This window comes from Sulfuricurvum kujiense DSM 16994 (assembly GCF_000183725.1).
Taxonomy (GTDB): domain Bacteria; phylum Campylobacterota; class Campylobacteria; order Campylobacterales; family Sulfurimonadaceae; genus Sulfuricurvum; species Sulfuricurvum kujiense.
In genome coordinates this window covers 1,871,520-1,889,874 of record NC_014762.1, presented here as the reverse complement: position 1 = coordinate 1,889,874, position 18,355 = coordinate 1,871,520, and the positions used below count along the sequence as shown (strand labels likewise).

Genomic DNA, 18,355 nt, shown 5'->3' with positions numbered 1-18,355 from the left:
CCCTTTTGGATATAATTGCGTCATTATAACAAATAGGAAAGATGATTTGATAAAGTTAGCGGTATTTGATTTTGATTCTACTCTGATGGACGGGGAGACGATCGATTTTTTCGCCGAGGCGCTCGGAATCGGTGCACAGGTATCCGCCATAACCGAGAGGGCGATGAACGGAGAACTCGATTTTTTTGAGAGTTTGCGTGAGCGTGTCGGTCTTCTAAAAGGGTTGGAATTTTCAAAGGTCGAGAAGATTTGTCATAATCTCCCCTATATGCCCGGAGCCGTCGAAACGATTGCCGATCTAAAAAGCCGGGGAATGAAGGTCGTTTGTTTCAGCGGCGGATTCCGTTCGGCTACATCGTATGCCAAACATATCCTAGGATACGATGCCGATTTTTCCAATGTCTTGCATGAAAAACACGGACACCTGACCGGCCTTGTCGGCGGAGACATGATGTTCGATTTCTCCAAAGGGGACATGCTGCAGCGTTTGCAGGGACTTTTCGGGATTTCCGAAGAAGAGACGATGGTCGTTGGGGATGGGGCGAATGATCGTTCCATGTTTGCGCACGCCGGAACACGAGTCGCCTTTTGCGCCAAAGAGATTCTCAAAAAAGAGGCGAATATTATCGTAGATACGAAAGACCTCACACAGATTATTACAAAGGTATTTTAATGTTAGAAAATTCTTTATGGCTTCGCTACAACCCGAATAAAACCATCCGAGAAGTATTGGCACGGCTCTACGAATGCAGCGCCGTAGAGATCGGAGATGATGAGCGGGCGTTGTATGCATCGCTGAAACGTCATCTAACGAAGAAAGAGTTTCGTATGGTGATGATGAACGAGGGGGGGCTTTCTGCTGAAGAGATCGGTGAAGAAGTGGGATTGAGCGGTGATGAGTTGAAAAAGGCCCAATACAAAGCATACCGAAAAATCCGCCAGGATAAAATCCGTTTAGAAGTTCGTGCAAGCCAAGGAAAAGAGGAATTTGAACCGGAAGTAGATGCCGAGTAACAATGTGATAATTTGATACATTTTTGATAAAATAAATCAAAAGAATATTAAATTCAGATTCTGTTAAACCTCTATTTATCCTTTATCCGATATCATACTCATGTAGCAAGACACCTTCATTTTTTTATTGAAAACGGTGAAGGTGTCTTATAAACAATAATTTCCTAGGAGAATGATATATGAAAAAGTCAACATCACTTTTTCTTGCGGCAGTAGTTGCTGTAGGAATGATCAGTACAACTGTATCCGCTGATGACAAAAAAGGTCAAAAAGTATATTTGAAAACCTGTAAAAATTGTCACGGTAACGGTACAAAAGGTGCAGCAATGCATACACAAGACGAGTGGGATGACCTATTCGCAAACGGTGGCGAAAAAATTAAAGCTGCTCATGCAAAAGACAAATCTGCTGCATATTTCAACGGTGAAGCATTCAAAAACCAAGCACAAGATCTACGCGATTTCTTGTTCATGTACGGTTCAGACTCAGGAAACGTTCCTTCTTGCGGCTGATGCCACATTCCCCTCTCGGGGAATTTTAAAAATCTTCCAACGTCTTAATTCCTATCACTCCATAAGCCGGTTCTTCATACGGATGATTCTCTTTTAACGCTTTTAAAACACCCTTGATCTGTTCATCTTCACAAATCATTTCAATTTTTACCTCTTCCACTTTTTCCAGCGTATTTTGAGCTCCGATGAAGGGATTTGAACCTGTTAAAGGGCGAAATTGACCGATTCCCCGTACTTCCCAGCAGCATTGATCGTAATGTTCGTATTTTCCTGCTCCGGCATTAAAAAGGGCCTGTTTGAGCTTTTCGGCGTCTTGGACGGGAACATAGACAAATAAATGGAAGAACATGGCCGAGACTCCATTAGAATTGGATTAAAGAGTGAATTCAATTATATCTTTAATCATACCATGCACCCTTTAAGCTACAATAGAACAAGCAGGAAAAGGAAGCATATGAAGATAGTAATTTGCGGTGTAAGCGGATTTGTGGGAAGCGGAATGAAGGTTTTCTTTGAAAGCAGGGGAGATGAGGTTGTCGCACTGAGTATACGCAGCGGGATGTCAGCTGAAACAGTCGCTAAAAAGCTGGAGGGTTCGGATGTCCTGATAAATTTGGCCGGAGCCAATATTTTGGGGCGGTGGACGAAAAGCTATAAAGAAATTTTACGCAACAGCCGGTTAGAGACGACGGAAACTTTGGTCGAAGCCCTCTCTTTGTGCGAGTCTCCTCCCCATACTCTTTTAAATGCTTCTGCCGTCGGAATTTATGATTCTTACCATCAACATGATGAATTTTCTTCCCATTTCGGAGATGATTTTTTAGCCTCATTGGCACAGGATTGGGAATATGCCGCATTTAAGGCTCAATCGGATGTTACCCGTGTCTGTGCAATGCGTTTCGGCGTCGTTTACGGCAGGAGAGGCGGTGCGATGGCGAAAATGCTTACCCCTTTCAAGATCGGACTCGGTGGGAAAATGGGAGACGGATTTCAGATGATCTCGTGGATCCATTTGGACGATTTGATACGTGCGGCGGCATTTTTAATTGATCATAAAGAGATAAAGGGGGGCGTCAACTTTACTTCGCCCGAACCGATCAGCAATATGGCACAGACCAAAACTATGGGGCAGATTTTGCATCGACCTACGTTTTTTGATCTCCCCGAGTGGGTAGTGAAACTCGTATTCGGAGAGGGTTCCAGTGTTATGCTGGATTCCAAAGAAGTTTATCCGCGGGTTTTGCAAGATGCAGGGTTTGCGTTTCGCTACCCTACATTTGACAGCGCGTTGGAAGAAATTGTTCGCGTGCCAGATTAAGGAGTTCTTCATCTAGGCGGTAAGGGTGCAATGCGACTTCGTCAATTGTTTTAAAATTGAAATGGCTTTTGTTGTAGCAGATAATGGAATGGTTTTTCCCTTCCAATAGTGCATCGATCGCGTAGGTAACGAATTTAAAGGCCATTAGCCGGTCATATACGCTCGGGTTTCCGCCGCGCTGAATATGTCCCAGTACCGAAACACGCGATTCAAATCCCAACTCTTTTTCGAACCACTCCGCCACTTTTTTGCTATCAAGCGCTTCGGATACGACAGCAATGAAATAGTCGCGTCCTTTGGCGATCTGGGATTGAAAACACCCTTTGAAGTCATCGATATCGACCGGAAGTTCGGGGATCAGACATAGCTCCGCTCCTGAAGTAATGGCGGAAATCAAAGTAAGATAGCCGCAGTCGCGCCCCATCGTCTCGATGACGAATGCCCGGTGAAACGAGGATGCGGTGTCACGGATCTGGTCAATCGCATCTTTGATGACTCCCAACGCCGTATCGACCCCCAGACAATAATCGGTACCGTTGATATCATTGTCAATGGTTGAGGGAATTCCGCAAAATGCTATCCCGGTCTCGTGATAGAAGCGTTCCATTCCGCGAAAGCTCCCGTCTCCTCCTAGTACGATCAGTCTGTCAATGCCGTGAGACCTGAGATTTTCTGCGGCAACCGCACGATAGGAAGCCTCTTTAAACCGTAATGAGCGGGCCGAACCGATCTTAGTCCCTCCTCGGGTAATGATTCCGGCGACATCATGATAGTCTGCGGGGACAATATGATTGTCGATAAGCCCCTCGTAGCCGTTTCGGACAAAATAGGGTTGGAGATTACGGGCATAGGCGTATTCGACAAAACGTTTCAATGCGGGATTCATCCCCGAAACATCTCCGCCGGAGCAGAGAATAGCTATTTTTTGATTCATTTTTTCTCCTTTAAAAGTTTGGTTAGCCAATCGATGCATTGGCGGTTAAGCTCCCCGGTCGCAATTTTCAGTGCTTCTACGCCCCCTTTTGCATCCATGCTCGCAGCGGGCGAGAAGACAGTAAAACGTTTGGATGCCAGCAGCTGCTTGGTACGGGTATCGACGAGCCGATAGGTGATGTCGATGTACCCTTCGCTTTTATCGTCATAAAATCGATGATAAAAAGCATCCAAATTCGATTCCAGCATCCAATCGGTCTGTGCCAGGGAAGTCGCGGATGAAAGCGAAGCGAATAGAGCTTTTTCATTGAGGGATGCGAGGAGTGAGCGTTGTATCAATGCGGCGGGGGTGTCACTCCAGCGGCTGTATAAATAAGGGCCGGTTTGGCCGTTTTCATAGAGGTAGATAATATTTTTGCCCAAAAGTGATCCGATCGATTTACTTAAAGTGACGGAGAGGGTTTTGGAGGAGATGGGGGGACTTTTGGGTTGGCTGATTTGGGAAGAGAAGAGGGTGTATTCATTGATTGTCGGTGTCGAAGCCGAACATCCGAACAGAATAAAGATAAAAAAGAAATAGAGAGGGTATCGGCGCATAGTTATTCTCCCGGGCCCGGTTTAGGGGTGGATTTTTTAAACAACAAATCAGAGGGGTTTTCACGCAAAGAGCGCAGAGTCGTCTCCATCTCATTGCTGAGCGTACGGGTCTGTTCCAAAAGGGTAGTGAGTTCGCCGCTTGCGGGAGCGGCAATGGCGCGCATATCGTAGTCACCGTGATCGAGGGAGGCTTCGAGTTTTTGGATCAGTTTATGACTCTCTTTAGAGGTTGCATCAAGCGACTCCAGGGTACTCGCCATTTTGGTCTGGATCAGGGTATTGAAGTTGCCCGAAGCGGTTTTGACGCTTCCGGCTGCTTCACCCATAGCGACAAAGGATTTGGATGCATTGTGCTCTAGAGCGATACTTTGTGCCAGCAGGGACTTGATTTGAATTTGATAGCCGTCGATCTGAGCGGTTAAAGAGCGTAAATTTTCCAATGATTGGGCGACATTATCAATATTTTTATCGCTGAAAATTTTATTGGCACGATCGAGGGTAAGGGAGAGTTTGGCAGCAACGTTGCTAAGAGATTCATCCAGACGTGTGATTAAAGAGGGGCTGGAAGGTATGGTGAGGACGGTATCTTTCCCGTCGGAAAGGAGGGGAGCGTGTCGCGAACCGCCGGCAATTTCGATAAATGCCAACCCTGTGATGCCGTAAAATTTGAGCATGGCATTCGAATCGGTTTTTATCGGAGTCTCTTTTTTGATTTTCAGGGTTAATTCGACCTCTTCGCTGTTATGGGGATTGATTTGAATTGATTCGACTTTACCGACATCGACCCCTTGAAATTTGACAGCCGCTTCCGGGGAAAGCCCCGAGACCGATTCGGTCATATAGACTTTATAGCGGCGGTATAGGCGCTCGTCTTGGCTGTATTTGCCCAGCCAAAAACCAAAAGCGACCACCGCTACGGTAAAGAGGATGACAAAGACGCCGATGGCGGTGTAATTAACGCGCGATTCCATGCTGACCCTTTTGAAAAAAATAATCGACAATCGGATGATCAACGGCAAGAACCTCTTCGAGACTCCCCTCCGCAATCGCTTTTTTGTCACCCAGTAACGTGAAACGATCCACAATATGATGAATTGTATCCAAATCATGGGTTACCATGACGATGGTAAGCCCTAAAAGTTCCCGCAATTGTAAAATGAGCTCATCAAATTGGCGTGAACTGAGCGGATCGAGACCCGATGTCGGTTCATCCAAAAAGAGGAGTTTCGGATCAAGGGCAACCGCTCGGGCAAGGGCCGCGCGTTTAACCATACCGCCGCTGAGCTGTGAGGGGTAAAGGTGTTTTGCATGGGGAGGGAGACCGACGAGATTGATTTTTAAATGAATCAGCTCCTCTATCAGCTTCGGGGTGAGATCGGTATATTCATTATAGAGCAGGGCAATATTTTCCCCTACGGTGAGCGAAGAATACAACGCACCCGATTGGAACAGCACTCCCCATGAGCGGCGCAGCTGCATCGCTTCAAGCGGTGATAGGGTTGAGAGGTCATGTCCCAGGAGGCGTATGGTACCGCTTTTCGGATGTTCCAGCAGAATCATTTCCCTCATCAGCGTCGATTTTCCCGAGCCGCTTCCCCCCAAAAGGGCGTAAATTTCATTCTGACGTACGATACAGCTGACATGGTCATGGATCAGGTTCCCGCCCAGTACGGTGACGACATCACGGACTTCTATTATCGGAGTGTTCATAGTCTAAGCTCCGTCAGCAAAACCGAAAAGATCGCATCGCAGGCAATAACGAGAAAGATGGCATTGACGACACTTTTGGTGGTGTACTGACCGATACTTTCGGTATTCATGGATACCTGAAATCCGCGATAGGTACTCACAAAAGCGATCAAAAATGCAAAAAACGGTCCCTTGATCAGTCCGATAAGGTAGTGTTTGAGTGCAAGCGCCCCCTGAAGCCGGTGAATAAACTCGGAGAAACTTAGATGGGAGTGGACCTGCGCAATCACCATCCCCCCGAAAATCCCTACCATATCGGCGAAGAAAATCAGCAACGGCATAATGATCATCAGCGCGATGACCCTCGGCCACACTAGAAACGTAAACGGATCAAATCCCATGGTTCTCATCGCATCGATCTCTTGGGTCATCTTCATTGTTCCGATTTGGGCGGTGAATGCCGAGCCGCTCCGTCCGGCGACGACGATAGCGGTAATGAGGGGGGCAAGCTCACGGGTAAGCGAGATACCGATCATATCGACGATAAAGATATCGGCTCCGAATTTTTGAAGCTGAACGACGCTTTGATAGGCTACAACGACCCCGATCAAAAACGCGCTTAGGGCGATAATAGGCAGAGCGCGTGCCCCGGTCTCCAAAATGTGAACGCCGATGGAGCGGTACCGGATAAGACGGGGATGGCGCAGCGTATAAAAAAACAAAATAAACGCCTCTCCTAAAAAGGCTAAGAAGGTACCGATGCCCCGAAATATTTCATACGTCTCTTTTCCCAATCGGTAGAGGCTTGAAGGGACGGCTGGGATGGGAACATCACGAAAAGGTTTGGAATAAAGGAGGCGAAAAAGACGGGAAAGATCTTCTCTCTCATTGACGGTCTCGCACGTATGCCCCCGCTCTTCAAAAGTTCGGTTAGTAAGCTGCCATAGTGCTATACCGGAAGAATCGATTTCGGTGATCCCGCTCATATCCCATGTGACAAGAGAGAGGGGAATAAGGGCTTCAAGCTCACGAGCCGCATCGGAGAGATGTTCAATCGTCCATGAACCGCTGCACAGTATTTGCATATGTGCATCTTTTTGGGTAACGGTAAGAGATGCGGGTGTTATACTTTGCATCATTTATTATAACAAATTCAGATCTTTTTTAGGCGACAATGTGATTATTGCAACAAGAGTAGCAAGAGCACCTGTAAAGACAATCGTATATCCCGTGGGGAGGTCGGTGTAAAAAGCTAAAAAAAGGGAAAAAATCGAAAAGCTCCATCCGAAAAATAAAGCAAACGGATAAGAATCGAATCGCTGCTGTATTGAAGCGGCAAGAACCGGAGCAATGAGGAGGACAAAAACGACCAATACTCCTGCAAGCTGAACCGATGAGGTGACCGTGAGGGCGAGAAAAGTAAAGAAAAGAACCTCACGGGCGAATCCGTCGGTATACGGGTAGAGAAATCGGATCACCAAAGCAATAGCTCCATACAGCAGCAGCGATTGGTAAAGCTGTGTTTCGGTAGTAAAAAGAATATCGTTGGCTAGGAGCGATTTGAAATGCTCCATCCCTTCGGCACTGTGGGAGAGAACCATTAATATCCCGCTGGCGCCCAGTACATAGATAAGTCCGATAAATGCTTCCAACTGCAGACGCCGTGTTGTTGCCCACGCGATAAGAAGCCCTGTTCCCAGTGCAAACGACAAAGTGAGGAGTGTTTGGTACTCTCCATGAGCGTATCCCAAACTCACCGCTGATCCCAGTGCCGCCATTTGGGCGATAGAGAGATCAGTAAAGATAATCCCCCTCTCTAAAATCCCTTTTCCAAACCATGCATGAATTGCCACAAGGGCGATAATGAGTGTTATCGGTATCCAAAAGAGATCAATCATCTCATAGCCTGTATCAAGGTGTCAAACAAACTCACCAGATTATCGGCACGTGAAGTTGCCCCTACATCGTGGGGAAGGAGAACGAGTTTTACTCCGCTTTTATCGGCGATAAACTCTCCGGTTTTGGTCGGATGATATACATCGTGCATAATCATATACGGTTTTTTCTCTTTCATTAATGTGATAAGTTTCATCGTATGTGCCGATGATGGGGGGATACCTGCGAGCGGTTCGATAGTTCCGATGGTTTTCAGACCGTAGGTACGGAGAAAATAATTGAATACAGGATGGTATTGTATGATCTCCTCTCCGCGAAGTGCTGCCATTTGGTTCTCCCAGCGTTTGAGATGGATGCTCCATTGTTGTTTAAAAAGAGTCAGATTTTGGCGATATTGAGTTGCATGAGATGGATCTTTTTGGCTTAAAAAAATGGTAACCGCATCGGCAAGGAGGGGAATATTGCGCGGATCGAGATGAAAATGTGGGTTCCCCTCACTATGGACATCTCCTCCGGCACGGCTGATATCGGAAGGAACGTCAATGAGGGTCACTTTTTTTGAGAGTTCAAGGAGGTTTGATTTTTGGTTCAGCCGTTCATTTGCCGCGCGATTCAGGAGCGGAGGGAGCCACCCGATTTCCAAATCGGCGCCGTTGGTAATGAGTAGATCGGCATCGCGTACTTTTGTAATCAAAGAGGGTCTCGGGATGACAAAGTGGGGATCCCAGTTTCCCTGCGCAAGTGTCTCCACCCGAACATTATCCCCTCCGATACTCTGGGTTAAGGAGGCGATATAGGGGTAACTTACCGCAACGGTAAGTTTGGCGTTGACATTCACTAAGAGTGCCAAAAATAGAAAGATTATACGCATTGTATTTCCTTAGAACGCATGGGCTGCGTGGGTACCGAGGGCGATATTGACTGAGAAAATCAGCGAGTCGAGGTTTTGACGTAAGCCATCTTCATTGAATAGGGCATTTGAATGGGTATACTGAAGACGGTAGCGGGCAAATTCGCTGGTACTGTATTCGATCATAGCCGAATACTGATCCATATTTTCCGGTTGCTTTTGGTTAATACCGTTTTTGATCACATCGTTTTGGTATATAGAGTCATAGCGCGTCCCCACTTTCCAGTTTTGATCGGGGGCATAAACGAACTGAGTATAGTATCCTGCTTGTTTTTTATGCATACGCGGAGTTAGCATATCATCGGTAGTTAAATCACCGTCAGGGTCGGAAAACTGTGTCCCTTCCATATCACGATACAGCCATTCGCTTTGCCAAGTGAGTGAACTATAGCTGTCAAAATAGTGTTTGAGAGTCAGATCGATTCCATAAAGGGTGCTATCTCCCGCAAAGGCGTGAGGTTCTTCATCGCTGAAATGATTGATTCGGCTTTTTCCATCGGCAATGCTCGCACCTGCAAGAATGGTAGTATCGCCGATATCGGCAGAAGTTTTGACATAGGCGACGAGAAGAGAGGGCTGATGGGTCGAACCGCTTAGGAGTTCTTCAGCATCATAAGGATTAGTAATTGCGGTTTGTCCGAACATCCCCTCATTTTTCCCTTGCAGTGCTTCGATTCCGAACATTAGATAGTTGCTTGTCGGCGCAACCCATTGCAGCTGTGCACCGATTTCGTTGATACCGTGATTTCCTAAAAACGCTTCATACACGAGGGGCATATCCGAAAAGCTCCATGTATGGTGATGCTGGTTGTTTAGACGACCGAATTCGCTCAAAAACTTACCGCCGCGTGCACGTATGTTGTAGGGTAGATTACGGCTGGTGAAGTAAGCCTCTTCAATTTCTACGTTATTTTCAGAGAAGTGAAACACAGCGTCGGCATCGAGGTAGGGATCAACAGTGCTATGGATTGCCATTTCGGCATAGTTGAGATTAAATCCGTTGGCTGCGTTGTAGGTAGCATGCTCATGTCCGTCATGGGAGTGGGAACCGATAATGCCGTGGGCAACGCTGGGGAGTTCAAAATGCTGTGTAACTTCATCTTTTTTTGATCGGCTTACAAAAGAGGCATCAAGGATTAGTGAGAGATCAAGATTGGAAGCAGCTTTTTGAGCGCTTTTTGCTAAAGAGGCCGAAGTGCTGGATTCCGTTGAAGTAGTAACCGTTGATGGCTTTGCATTCTCAAGAATATTGATTTTTTCCTGCATTGCTTTCATCATTAGCGTCATTTGTTCCATTTGAGTTTTCAAGTTCTGAAGTTCAGCATCGTTTCCTAAAAGAGATGCGGCAGTTATTGTTGATAATAATAATTTTTGCATAGAGATATCCTAATCGGTAAATAAAATAGTTGTATGGTTTGTGATTGCGATTAGGCGTGTGGAGGGGAGCGGCTTTTAGTATGTATTATTGAAGAAGCAATTTCTACGCTGAGAGGAAGGATAATAGGTTCATAGGATACTGAAATGCTTTGCAACCCAATATTGTCTACCAATACGACAGACGTATGTGTGAGAAGGTAGATAGGACACGACTCTTCGACATCGTTTCCTATCTCATGATGATGATCGTGGATGATTTCATGAAGGGCACCGATCAAAGTTGCTACGACAAATAAGGCGGTAAAAAAACGTCTGAATTGTCGCACCTATCCCCCTTTTTTAACCGAATTTTATCATAGGTGGCATACTCTTTGCTTCAGAATACTATTATTACAAACATATTTTAAGGGTATACATATGATAAAACGATTTAGCGCACTTTTATTAGGACTTTCGGTTAGCCTTTCGGCACAGATTGATAAAGCGGAATTGAATAAATTTAAAGTCGAAGCGCTTCTTGTCAAAGATATGACGTCCAAGCAAATGCTCTATTCCAAAGAGCCGTTTAAAGAGCTTCATCCTGCGAGTTTGACAAAAGTGATGACCGCGCTGCTTGCTATTGAACACGGCAAGTTGAATCAGCCGGTAACGATCACGCGGGAGATGACCAAAGTCGAGCCGACGATCGCGGGATATAGACGGGGAGATGTCATTATTCTGGAGGATTTGATCAAAGCGGCGATGATCAAATCGGACAACGATGCGGCAAAAGCGATTGCAATCAGTATCGGAGGGAGTGAAGAGCATTTTGTCGAGATGATGAACGCCAAAGCGAAAAAGATCGGGATGAACCACACCCATTTTATGAATCCGTGCGGATACGATGACAAAAAACATTATTCGACTCCGCAAGATCTTCTTAAAATGACGGAATACGCGATTAAGAACAAAAAATTCAACGATATCAGCCGATTGAACGAACATACCTATTACTCGCTTAATAAACATCGGAAGTTTTACGCCTACACCCATAACCGTCTTCTCAACCGTTATCAGTATGCGGTCGGGGTAAAAACGGGATACACCGCCAAAGCGGGGCCGTGTCTGATCGCCCGTGCGAAAAAAGATGGCAAAGATTGCGTTATCGTGATGATGAATGCCAAAGGGGATCGCTGGAAGACGGCTAAAAATATCTTCGAGCAAGTGCTAAACAGCTAGATAACCGTCCAAAAAAATTTTATAGATATTTAGCTTTTCTTCTCGCTTCATCGCGGCATGGGCAGGTGATGTGGAGGGGAGCAAGATCTTCTCAACTTCCAACTCTTTAAAATACTTCTGAAACAAATCATAGCTTTTCTTTCCTGTAAAACCGAGTGCCCGGATATTAGGATACTCATGCAGGAGTTGTTTGAAATCGTTGGGGGTACAGTTTTTGAGATTAGTATCACTCGAATTGCTCCGCTCGCAGGAGGCGATGACGTCCCACAATCCGATCCCCTTTTCCAAACAAAACGTTTTTTTTGCTCCGTTGTTTTCAAGTTTCACATCAAAAATCTCTTCGATGATCGGCCAAAACGCGTTGCGCGGATGGGCGTAGTAAAAGGCTTGTTCGAATGAAGCGATACTGGGAAAACTTCCGAGGAATAGAATACGGGTATTAGCGTTGATGATGGGGTCAAAGGGGTGGATGAATCTGTTTTCCATGAGGTTAGAGTTAAAAAAGTTTTTTTAGTTTGTAGTTGACACTTTGGTGCAATACTCTACCGATAAAAACGCTCTGAGAAGATTCATCGATTTTATAAAAAATGAGATAATCGTCGATGATGAGGACACGGCATTCTCTGCGGATATGTTTGCGTTTACATAAAACGCCCATTTTTGGAAAATCGGCTAATTTGGAAATAGTGGTTTTTAAAAATTCGAGGTATTGGGATGCACGCGAGGGAGAATCTTCAGCGATATGATCTAAGATGTTTTCGAGATCGCTAAAAGAGAGTTTGAGATAGTAGATTTTATAAGGCATATTTTGTGCCAAGTTTGGCAAATACCTCTTCGTGAGTCCCTACGATAGGTGAATTAAATCCCTCATCGATCATCGATTCGAGTTGTTCATCGTATTCTTCTTTTGAAAAAGAGATGCTGTTCTCAGGCAGTGATTGTAAAAATGCGATGATTTTTTCGGTGACCGATTCATCACGAATATCCAAATGGTAGGCTGTCATAACATTCCTCCTGTAGTGATAAGAAAATTATAACATTTCTTTGTGTCAAGAGGATATAATCAAGCAAAATACAGAATGGAACAAATGGATGGAAAAATACGTTTTAGTTAAAGATAAAAATGCTTTTCAAGTCAAGGAAAGTAAAAGAACTGGACATTATGTCATCAAAGACAAAGACATTACAATATCGATATTAAAAGAGATTTTAATAGAAGATAAATTAAGGTCTTTTTGGGATATTTTACCGTCTATGACGGATACAGAAATACAATTAAATTGGATCAAAAAAGAGTATATACATGATCGTGAATTTGTAAACAAGTATTATCCAGAGTTTTTAATATAGACAAAAACGCTATCTTAACTTTACCTTACCTTAAAACATATTCAGCTAAAATTCCGCCACTAATTTTGCCAAAGGACTGCCATGAAGCGCGCATTGCTAAGCGTCAGCGACAAAAGCAACATCGTTGAATTCGCCAAATCTCTGATCGGATTGGAGTATCAAATCATCTCTACGGGCGGAACCTATAAAATGCTCAAAGAAGCTGGAGTTACCGCGATCGAGATCGATGAGGTGACCAAATTCCCGGAGTGTTTCGAAGGGCGTGTAAAAACATTGAATCCGTACATCCACGGCGGAATCTTGCACCGACGTGACAAACAATCTCACCTTGACCAGGCCAAAGAGCTGGGTGTCGAGGCGATCGATTTGGTGTGTGTTAACCTCTATCCGTTCAAAGCGACGATCGAAAAAACCGACGATTTCGAAGAGATCATCGAAAATATCGACATCGGCGGTCCGGCGATGGTGCGCTCTGCGGCGAAAAACTTCGACAGCGTTATCATCCTGACCGACCCGTCAGATTATTCGCTCGTTTTAAATGCGATTGCAAACGGTGACAATACGGTTGAATTCCGCCGTGATTTGATGATCAAAGCGTATGAGCACACTGCGGCATACGATTCTATGATTGCCAACTACATGAACAAACGCTTCAACAACGGGATGGGGAACAAGCAATTCATCGTCGGAAACAAAGTGATGGATACCCGTTACGGTGAAAACCCGCACCAAAAAGGCGGGCTATACGAGTTTGACGCGTTCTTCTCTAAAAACTTTAAAACCCTCAAAGGGGAAGCGAGTTTCAACAACCTTACCGATATCAGCGGTGCGGTTAAAATCGCGGCGGCATTCGGGGATGAAAATGCGATCTGTATCGTCAAACACGGCAACCCGTGCGGTTTTGCGATCCGTGATAATCTTCTCGATGCGTATAACGAAGCGCTTAAATGCGATCCTATCTCGGCATTCGGCGGTGTCGTAGCGGTAAACGGTGTCGTGACGAAAGCATTGGCGGAAAAAATGAATGAGATGTTCCTCGAAGTGATCATCGCCGGACGCATCGATGAGGAAGCGCTTGCGGTATTCGAGCCGAAAAAACGTCTCAAACTCTTCGAATACGGCAGTGAGCGTATTACATTGAGCAATGATGCGATCGATTTCAAACACATCGACGGCGGATTTGTATTCCAAGATGCCGACCGTGTAACTGCAGAGGAAGTTAAAAACGCTAAATTGGTAACCAAACACGTTGCCGATGAAGCGGCGATGAAAGACGCGGAGATTGCCTATAAAGTAGCATCGTTGACTAAATCGAACTGTGTCGTTTACGTCAAAGACTCGGCGATGGTCGCGGTCGGTATGGGGATGACTTCCCGTGTCGATGCGGCGCGCTGTGCGCTTAAAAAAGCCGAAGAGATGGGTCTGGATGTCAGCGGTTCGGCATTGGCTTCCGAAGCGTTCTTCCCGTTCCGTGATTCGATCGACGCGGCGGCGGGTGCGGGTGTTAAAACCGTTATCCAGCCGGGCGGTTCGGTGCGCGATGAGGAGGTCATTGCGGCAGCGGATGAGCACGGTATGGCCCTTTACTTTACCGGCGTTCGCCACTTTCTTCATTAAATTTGAACGTCAAAGGAATAAAATCCCTTTGACTACGCTAGCCGCTAAGGCACTGAAGCTTGCCTCTATCGAGGCAGATATACTAAGAACAGTTGCGCCTAATCGGCGCAATGATAAAATCCCTCTTTAGCCCTATCTTACGAACTCCTCTTTTTAACCTTGATTGACATTGACTCAAACTTAGTGCTATAATTTTTGCTAAATAATTTACAATGATTTTAATAGGATACAACTATGTCTAAAAGTTTATACACTACACTTGAAATCGCTCCCGGTGCCAGCGAAGCCGAGATCAAAAAAGCGTACCGAAAGCTCGCCCGCCAGTATCACCCCGATGTGAACAAAGATCCCAAGGCGGAAGAGAAATTCAAAGAGATCAATGCGGCGTACGAAGTCCTCAGCGATAAAGAGAAACGGGCGAAATACGACCAGTTCGGAGATTCGATGTTCGGCGGTCAGAATTTCCATGATTTCGCCCGAGGTCAGGGGGGAAATGTCGATCTGGACGATATTCTCCGTAATATCTTCGGCCAGGGGGGCGGCGGCTTCGGAGGGGGCGGCTTCGGTGGCGGTTTCGGAGGATTCGGAGGGGGCGGCTTCGGCGGCATGAACCTCGATATCGATGCCAATGTAACCGTTCCGTTTGCCGTTGCGGTATTGGGGGGAAAACACTCGATCAGTCTTTCAGGCGAGAGTTTCGACATTAAAATTCCTGCAGGAATTAAAAGCGGAGAGAAACTCCGTGTCCGCGGAAAAGGGAAACGTTCGGGAGGACAAGCGGGTGACCTCTATCTGCGTATCGATGTCGCCGCCAATCCCGAGTACGAACGGGAAGGGGACAACCTCGTTAAAACCTTTAATGTCCCGCTCTATGCGGCACTTTTCGGCGGAAAAGTGAGTGTTCAGACTCTGGATAAAGAGGTGACGCTGAAAGTCCCCGAAAACACGAAAAACGGTCAGCGGTTCCGTCTCAAAGAGATGGGGGTGATGAACCGTCAGACCAACATTCGCGGGGATCTATTTTTGAAAGCGAACATTATACTGCCACCGGTCGATAAGATCGATCCGGCCTTGGTTGAACAAATGAAACAATCTCTACCGCAGGAGTAAACGATGCACCATTTTGACGAACCGGTTTATATGATCAGTATTGTTGCCAAGATTTTGGATATTCATCCTCAGACCCTTCGTCAATATGAACGGGAAAATCTGATCGCCCCTTCGCGTTCGGACGGGCGTATCCGCCTTTATTCCCAGCGCGATATCGAAAAGATCAAAACGATTCTTCGTCTTACCCGCGAACTCGGGGTTAATCTTGCCGGAGTGGATGTCGTTATGCGCCTCAAAGATAAAATGGAGATGATGGAAAACGAGCTCTCCGAATTGCGAAGCGAAGTGGCGCGGATGCGAAGCAGCTCCAGTGTCCCTCCCGAAAAATCGCTTGTCACCAAACGCAGCGTGTATGAGATGGTTATCTTCGAAGACGATATTTTAAAGTAAACGCGTGAGTATCAATCCGATCATTCATGAGAGCTGGAAAGAGGCGCTTCGTACCGAATTCACCCACCCGTATATGGAAGAGCTCAAAGCGTTTTTGATCGAAGAGAAAAAAAACTATACGATTTTCCCGCAGGGGAGCAATATCTTCAATGCGTTCAATTCGACCCCCTTTGAAAACGTCAAAGTCGTTATTCTAGGCCAAGACCCCTATCACGGGCCGGGTCAGGCGCACGGGTTATCGTTTTCGGTACAGCACGGCGTTCCTCTTCCCCCATCCCTTCAAAATATTTTTAAAGAGTTGGTGAGCGATGTCGGATGCGAGTTCCCTAAAAGCGGTGATTTGAGCCATTGGGCTCGTGAGGGGGTATTGCTGCTCAACACTCTGCTCACCGTCCGTTCCGGCGAGCCGTTCTCACACAAAGAGCGGGGATGGGAACGGTTTACCGATCAGGTGATCCGAACGCTCAGCCTTCAGCGCGAACATATTGTTTTTATCCTATGGGGTGCGCCGGCGGGAAAAAAAGCGTCACTCATCGACGCGGGCAAACATTTAATTCTCAAAGCGCCTCATCCCTCACCTCTTTCATCGTATCGGGGCTTTTTCGGCTCAAAACCGTTCAGTCGGACAAACGACTATCTCAAATCTCAGGGGATCGATCCGATAGAGTGGTGTCTTTGAGTTTTTTGAGGGCTTTGGTCTGTTTTTGCAGAAGCTCTTTTAATTCGGATGTCGGATTGCTAAGATAGAGCTTTTCGAGCCACTCGACTTGATTCAGTGCGTCTTGAACGGCTCCGAGGCTGGTTTGCATCTGTTTGCAGTGTTGAATGATCTTTTGGCTTTTGTGAATGCCGGAGACATCCAGGAACTCAAATCCGTAGCGGGCATCTTTGAACTTGATTCGAAGACGGTGAAGCGTTTTGGGTTTGGCATCTTTTTCGAGCGATTTATAGATACTTAGACAGTGCTGATAGTGGGTTAGAACTTTTTGAATCAATATCTCGGAAATGAGTTGCAAATCGGTTTGATCAATCAGGTTATAGTACTCATCCAGCAAATAAGAGGTTTCTTTTACGAATTCCGGAGTCAAAAGGTTCTTGAGTGTATTTTTACGAATTTTGGAAAGTTGTTTAAGGAGCTTTTTGTACTCGGAAGAGGAGAGAGAATCGATAAGGACGTCAAGCTCCCGGATCGGATTGGTGGCTTTGACCGTCGCTTTTAAAGGCTCCGGAAATTGTATGGTATCGGCTAAAAAGAGCTCGCTTAAAGAACGTATCTGACGCAATGCGATCCGAAATTCATGGAGATATTCCCCTTTTTTGCTCCGTTCAAAAGAGTGCAGCATTAAGCGGGCATGATAGAGCTGATAGAGCAGATAGCGCGTTAATAGATTAGCTTCCATGGAGCCATTATAACCACTTTGTATTACAATTTAAACCGAGCATAGATCGGAAGATGATCGGAATACCCTTCCCCCAAATGGTGTTTAGGATAGCGGCGGCTTTGCTGCCATCGGTAGACTTTCCCTTTTGCAAAAAGATAATCAGGGGTATAACGATCAAAACTCCCCTCTATATAGTCAATTCCGATGCCGTCGGCTAATGCCTGAGAAATGATGATATTGTCCAGCCCTTCGCCGTGTCCTCTAAACTGATGACTCCACCGCTTCTCTTTGTCCAGTTCATACCAAAGATTGTACCGGACTCCCTGCGTATTTTTTAAAGCTGTATAGGTGATCGGATTGCCTTCTTTATTGACGGTACCCAGAATATGGTTGATTCCGGTTATTCCGTCGGTATTATTATGTTTACGGCTTTTGAGAAACGTCTTATGCTCTTCGTAGTGGGAATTAAAATCGCCGACGAGGACATAAGGTTCATCTTCGGGAAGCTCATTCAAACGTTGAAGGAGTCGTTTAGCACAGACGATGCGCTCGCTTTCGGGTCCCCCTTTAGATTTCCAGTGATTGACGAAGACCCGCAGCGGTTTCTCCTCGATTAGGATTTTGGCTTCGAGGATATCTCTATACTTTCCGCTGTAATTGACAGGGTGTTTGAGGGCACTTTGGATCGGATAGCGGCTGAGAAGCGCGACATTGACGGCGGAGTTTCGTGTTTTGGCAAAAGCGTAGTAGGGGTAATAGAGTCCTTGGCGATTGATTTCGGCTTTGAGATCTTTGAGGGCACTTTCCGATTCAATTTCTTGCAAACCGATGATATCGGCACCGATCCCTCTGATTACAGTGGCGGTATTGATCAGTTTCGCACGGTACATTTCGTTCGTCCATCCCCAGTCGCCGTTAGGGATATACTCTTCATATTCCGTTCCGTCATAATGCATATCGAAGAGATTTTCGACGTTATAGGTCGCAATTTTCACTTCAACTCCTCCCAAAAATGATAGTATTAACGCTAACAGGAAGAGAA

25 protein-coding genes are annotated in these 18,355 nt (G+C 45.9%); 10 read left to right on the top strand and 15 right to left on the bottom strand.

Features of this window, described 5'->3' with window-relative positions; all coding sequences use genetic code 11:
- Positions 1-46: 46 nt before the first annotated feature.
- The 3 genes from serB to SULKU_RS09450 all read left to right on the top strand — a co-directional run bounded on the left by serB (position 47) and on the right by SULKU_RS09450 (position 1,526).
- The gene (gene serB / locus SULKU_RS09460) at positions 47-673 is read left to right on the top strand and encodes a phosphoserine phosphatase SerB (RefSeq protein ID WP_013460743.1); all 627 of its coding nucleotides are present in this window, start codon (positions 47-49) and stop codon (positions 671-673) included.
- Positions 673-1,014 (top strand): hypothetical protein, encoded by a 342-nt coding sequence (locus tag SULKU_RS09455; protein WP_013460742.1) that lies wholly within the window; start codon positions 673-675, stop codon positions 1,012-1,014. The genes serB and SULKU_RS09455 overlap by 1 nt, the downstream gene beginning before the upstream one ends.
- Positions 1,015-1,193: 179 nt before the next feature.
- Positions 1,194-1,526, top strand: coding sequence for a c-type cytochrome (locus SULKU_RS09450; RefSeq protein ID WP_013460741.1), 333 nt, complete (start codon positions 1,194-1,196; stop codon positions 1,524-1,526).
- Positions 1,527-1,551: 25 nt separating this feature from the next.
- Here the strand turns inward: SULKU_RS09450 and SULKU_RS09445 are convergent, their stop codons facing one another.
- Entirely contained in the window at positions 1,552-1,875 is a 324-nt protein-coding gene (locus tag SULKU_RS09445; RefSeq protein ID WP_013460740.1) for a YqfO family protein, read from the bottom strand.
- A gap of 105 nt (positions 1,876-1,980) precedes the next feature.
- On the opposite strand from SULKU_RS09445, the gene SULKU_RS09440 reads away from it, so the two are divergent.
- A complete protein-coding gene (locus SULKU_RS09440; protein WP_013460739.1) occupies positions 1,981-2,844 on the top strand; it encodes a TIGR01777 family oxidoreductase in 864 nt (287 codons plus the stop codon).
- On the opposite strand, the gene SULKU_RS09435 is transcribed toward SULKU_RS09440, so the two are convergent.
- From SULKU_RS09435 to SULKU_RS09395, 9 genes are read right to left on the bottom strand one after another with little or no spacing between them, the layout of a single operon-like run.
- Entirely contained in the window at positions 2,798-3,778 is a 981-nt protein-coding gene (locus SULKU_RS09435; protein WP_013460738.1) for a 6-phosphofructokinase, read from the bottom strand. The two genes, SULKU_RS09440 and SULKU_RS09435, sit on opposite strands and share 47 nt — an antisense overlap.
- Positions 3,775-4,374, bottom strand: a complete 600-nt coding sequence (locus SULKU_RS09430) for an ABC-type transport auxiliary lipoprotein family protein (protein ID WP_013460737.1) — start codon at positions 4,372-4,374, stop codon at positions 3,775-3,777. The genes SULKU_RS09435 and SULKU_RS09430 overlap by 4 nt, the downstream gene beginning before the upstream one ends.
- A 2-nt stretch (positions 4,375-4,376) precedes the next feature.
- Positions 4,377-5,345: an MlaD family protein gene (locus tag SULKU_RS09425; RefSeq protein ID WP_013460736.1), complete on the bottom strand. Its 969-nt coding sequence runs from the start codon at positions 5,343-5,345 to the stop codon at positions 4,377-4,379.
- A complete protein-coding gene (locus SULKU_RS09420) occupies positions 5,329-6,084 on the bottom strand; it encodes an ABC transporter ATP-binding protein (RefSeq protein ID WP_013460735.1) in 756 nt (251 codons plus the stop codon). The genes SULKU_RS09425 and SULKU_RS09420 overlap by 17 nt, the downstream gene beginning before the upstream one ends.
- Complete coding sequence (locus SULKU_RS09415) at positions 6,081-7,202, bottom strand: ABC transporter permease (protein WP_013460734.1); 1,122 nt, start codon at positions 7,200-7,202, stop codon at positions 6,081-6,083. Before SULKU_RS09415 ends, SULKU_RS09420 begins: the two co-directional genes overlap by 4 nt.
- A gap of 3 nt (positions 7,203-7,205) precedes the next feature.
- Positions 7,206-7,961 (bottom strand): metal ABC transporter permease, encoded by a 756-nt coding sequence (locus tag SULKU_RS09410; RefSeq protein WP_013460733.1) that lies wholly within the window; start codon positions 7,959-7,961, stop codon positions 7,206-7,208.
- On the bottom strand, positions 7,958-8,830 hold the full coding sequence (locus SULKU_RS09405; RefSeq protein WP_013460732.1) for a metal ABC transporter substrate-binding protein: 873 nt from the start codon (positions 8,828-8,830) through the stop codon (positions 7,958-7,960). The genes SULKU_RS09410 and SULKU_RS09405 overlap by 4 nt, the downstream gene beginning before the upstream one ends.
- 9 nt (positions 8,831-8,839) lie before the next feature.
- Positions 8,840-10,246 carry a hypothetical protein gene (locus SULKU_RS09400; protein ID WP_013460731.1) on the bottom strand — a complete coding sequence of 469 codons (1,407 nt, stop codon included), beginning with the start codon at positions 10,244-10,246 and terminating at the stop codon, positions 8,840-8,842.
- A gap of 50 nt (positions 10,247-10,296) precedes the next feature.
- A complete protein-coding gene (locus tag SULKU_RS09395) occupies positions 10,297-10,572 on the bottom strand; it encodes a hypothetical protein (protein ID WP_013460730.1) in 276 nt (91 codons plus the stop codon).
- A gap of 91 nt (positions 10,573-10,663) precedes the next feature.
- Between SULKU_RS09395 and SULKU_RS09390 the strand changes: the two genes are divergently transcribed.
- Positions 10,664-11,464, top strand: a complete 801-nt coding sequence (locus tag SULKU_RS09390) for a D-alanyl-D-alanine carboxypeptidase family protein (RefSeq protein WP_013460729.1) — start codon at positions 10,664-10,666, stop codon at positions 11,462-11,464.
- Here the strand turns inward: SULKU_RS09390 and SULKU_RS09385 are convergent.
- The 3 genes from SULKU_RS09385 to SULKU_RS09375 are packed head-to-tail and all read right to left on the bottom strand — an operon-like array spanning position 11,453 to position 12,468.
- Entirely contained in the window at positions 11,453-11,950 is a 498-nt protein-coding gene (locus SULKU_RS09385) for a DNA-deoxyinosine glycosylase (protein WP_013460728.1), read from the bottom strand. The two genes, SULKU_RS09390 and SULKU_RS09385, sit on opposite strands and share 12 nt — an antisense overlap.
- Before the next feature lie 10 nt (positions 11,951-11,960).
- Positions 11,961-12,281 carry a type II toxin-antitoxin system RelE/ParE family toxin gene (locus SULKU_RS09380; RefSeq protein WP_151174294.1) on the bottom strand — a complete coding sequence of 107 codons (321 nt, stop codon included), beginning with the start codon at positions 12,279-12,281 and terminating at the stop codon, positions 11,961-11,963.
- Positions 12,259-12,468: a hypothetical protein gene (locus SULKU_RS09375; protein WP_013460726.1), complete on the bottom strand. Its 210-nt coding sequence runs from the start codon at positions 12,466-12,468 to the stop codon at positions 12,259-12,261. Before SULKU_RS09375 ends, SULKU_RS09380 begins: the two co-directional genes overlap by 23 nt.
- Before the next feature lie 88 nt (positions 12,469-12,556).
- Here SULKU_RS09375 and SULKU_RS09370 point away from each other — a divergent pair, with 88 nt between their 5' ends.
- The 5 genes from SULKU_RS09370 (at position 12,557) to ung (ending at position 16,610) form a co-directional block, all read left to right on the top strand.
- The gene (locus SULKU_RS09370; protein ID WP_013460725.1) at positions 12,557-12,814 is read left to right on the top strand and encodes a hypothetical protein; all 258 of its coding nucleotides are present in this window, start codon (positions 12,557-12,559) and stop codon (positions 12,812-12,814) included.
- A gap of 81 nt (positions 12,815-12,895) precedes the next feature.
- Positions 12,896-14,431, top strand: coding sequence for a bifunctional phosphoribosylaminoimidazolecarboxamide formyltransferase/IMP cyclohydrolase (purH, locus tag SULKU_RS09365; RefSeq protein ID WP_013460724.1), 1,536 nt, complete (start codon positions 12,896-12,898; stop codon positions 14,429-14,431).
- A 234-nt stretch (positions 14,432-14,665) separates the two neighbouring features.
- Positions 14,666-15,541, top strand: a complete 876-nt coding sequence (locus SULKU_RS09360) for a DnaJ family protein (protein ID WP_013460723.1) — start codon at positions 14,666-14,668, stop codon at positions 15,539-15,541.
- A 3-nt stretch (positions 15,542-15,544) separates the two neighbouring features.
- On the top strand, positions 15,545-15,931 hold the full coding sequence (locus tag SULKU_RS09355; protein WP_013460722.1) for a heat shock protein transcriptional repressor HspR: 387 nt from the start codon (positions 15,545-15,547) through the stop codon (positions 15,929-15,931).
- A 4-nt stretch (positions 15,932-15,935) separates the two neighbouring features.
- Positions 15,936-16,610 carry a uracil-DNA glycosylase gene (ung, locus tag SULKU_RS09350; RefSeq protein ID WP_013460721.1) on the top strand — a complete coding sequence of 225 codons (675 nt, stop codon included), beginning with the start codon at positions 15,936-15,938 and terminating at the stop codon, positions 16,608-16,610.
- On the opposite strand, the gene SULKU_RS09345 is transcribed toward ung, so the two are convergent.
- Together SULKU_RS09345 and SULKU_RS09340 are read right to left on the bottom strand one after the other, a co-directional pair.
- Positions 16,570-17,331, bottom strand: a complete 762-nt coding sequence (locus tag SULKU_RS09345) for a CHAD domain-containing protein (protein WP_013460720.1) — start codon at positions 17,329-17,331, stop codon at positions 16,570-16,572. The two genes, ung and SULKU_RS09345, sit on opposite strands and share 41 nt — an antisense overlap.
- Before the next feature lie 23 nt (positions 17,332-17,354).
- The gene (locus tag SULKU_RS09340) at positions 17,355-18,308 is read right to left on the bottom strand and encodes an endonuclease/exonuclease/phosphatase family protein (RefSeq protein WP_049766975.1); all 954 of its coding nucleotides are present in this window, start codon (positions 18,306-18,308) and stop codon (positions 17,355-17,357) included.
- Positions 18,309-18,355: the final 47 nt, after the last annotated feature.

Bases quoted from the DNA above. Each gene is read 5' to 3' on its own strand.
- SULKU_RS09455 (WP_013460742.1), top strand. From the start codon at position 673: ATGTTAGAAAATTCTTTATGGCTTCGCTACAACCCGAATAAAACCATC.
- SULKU_RS09450 (WP_013460741.1), top strand. From the start codon at position 1,194: ATGAAAAAGTCAACATCACTTTTTCTTGCGGCAGTAGTTGCTGTAGGA.
- SULKU_RS09445 (WP_013460740.1), bottom strand. From the start codon at position 1,875: ATGTTCTTCCATTTATTTGTCTATGTTCCCGTCCAAGACGCCGAAAAG.
- SULKU_RS09440 (WP_013460739.1), top strand. From the start codon at position 1,981: ATGAAGATAGTAATTTGCGGTGTAAGCGGATTTGTGGGAAGCGGAATG.
- SULKU_RS09435 (WP_013460738.1), bottom strand. From the start codon at position 3,778: ATGAATCAAAAAATAGCTATTCTCTGCTCCGGCGGAGATGTTTCGGGG.
- SULKU_RS09430 (WP_013460737.1), bottom strand. From the start codon at position 4,374: ATGCGCCGATACCCTCTCTATTTCTTTTTTATCTTTATTCTGTTCGGA.
- SULKU_RS09425 (WP_013460736.1), bottom strand. From the start codon at position 5,345: ATGGAATCGCGCGTTAATTACACCGCCATCGGCGTCTTTGTCATCCTC.
- SULKU_RS09420 (WP_013460735.1), bottom strand. From the start codon at position 6,084: ATGAACACTCCGATAATAGAAGTCCGTGATGTCGTCACCGTACTGGGC.
- SULKU_RS09415 (WP_013460734.1), bottom strand. From the start codon at position 7,202: ATGATGCAAAGTATAACACCCGCATCTCTTACCGTTACCCAAAAAGAT.
- SULKU_RS09410 (WP_013460733.1), bottom strand. From the start codon at position 7,961: ATGATTGATCTCTTTTGGATACCGATAACACTCATTATCGCCCTTGTG.
- SULKU_RS09405 (WP_013460732.1), bottom strand. From the start codon at position 8,830: ATGCGTATAATCTTTCTATTTTTGGCACTCTTAGTGAATGTCAACGCC.
- SULKU_RS09400 (WP_013460731.1), bottom strand. From the start codon at position 10,246: ATGCAAAAATTATTATTATCAACAATAACTGCCGCATCTCTTTTAGGA.
- SULKU_RS09390 (WP_013460729.1), top strand. From the start codon at position 10,664: ATGATAAAACGATTTAGCGCACTTTTATTAGGACTTTCGGTTAGCCTT.
- SULKU_RS09385 (WP_013460728.1), bottom strand. From the start codon at position 11,950: ATGGAAAACAGATTCATCCACCCCTTTGACCCCATCATCAACGCTAAT.
- SULKU_RS09375 (WP_013460726.1), bottom strand. From the start codon at position 12,468: ATGACAGCCTACCATTTGGATATTCGTGATGAATCGGTCACCGAAAAA.
- SULKU_RS09370 (WP_013460725.1), top strand. From the start codon at position 12,557: ATGGAAAAATACGTTTTAGTTAAAGATAAAAATGCTTTTCAAGTCAAG.
- purH (WP_013460724.1), top strand. From the start codon at position 12,896: ATGAAGCGCGCATTGCTAAGCGTCAGCGACAAAAGCAACATCGTTGAA.
- SULKU_RS09360 (WP_013460723.1), top strand. From the start codon at position 14,666: ATGTCTAAAAGTTTATACACTACACTTGAAATCGCTCCCGGTGCCAGC.
- SULKU_RS09355 (WP_013460722.1), top strand. From the start codon at position 15,545: ATGCACCATTTTGACGAACCGGTTTATATGATCAGTATTGTTGCCAAG.
- SULKU_RS09345 (WP_013460720.1), bottom strand. From the start codon at position 17,331: ATGGAAGCTAATCTATTAACGCGCTATCTGCTCTATCAGCTCTATCAT.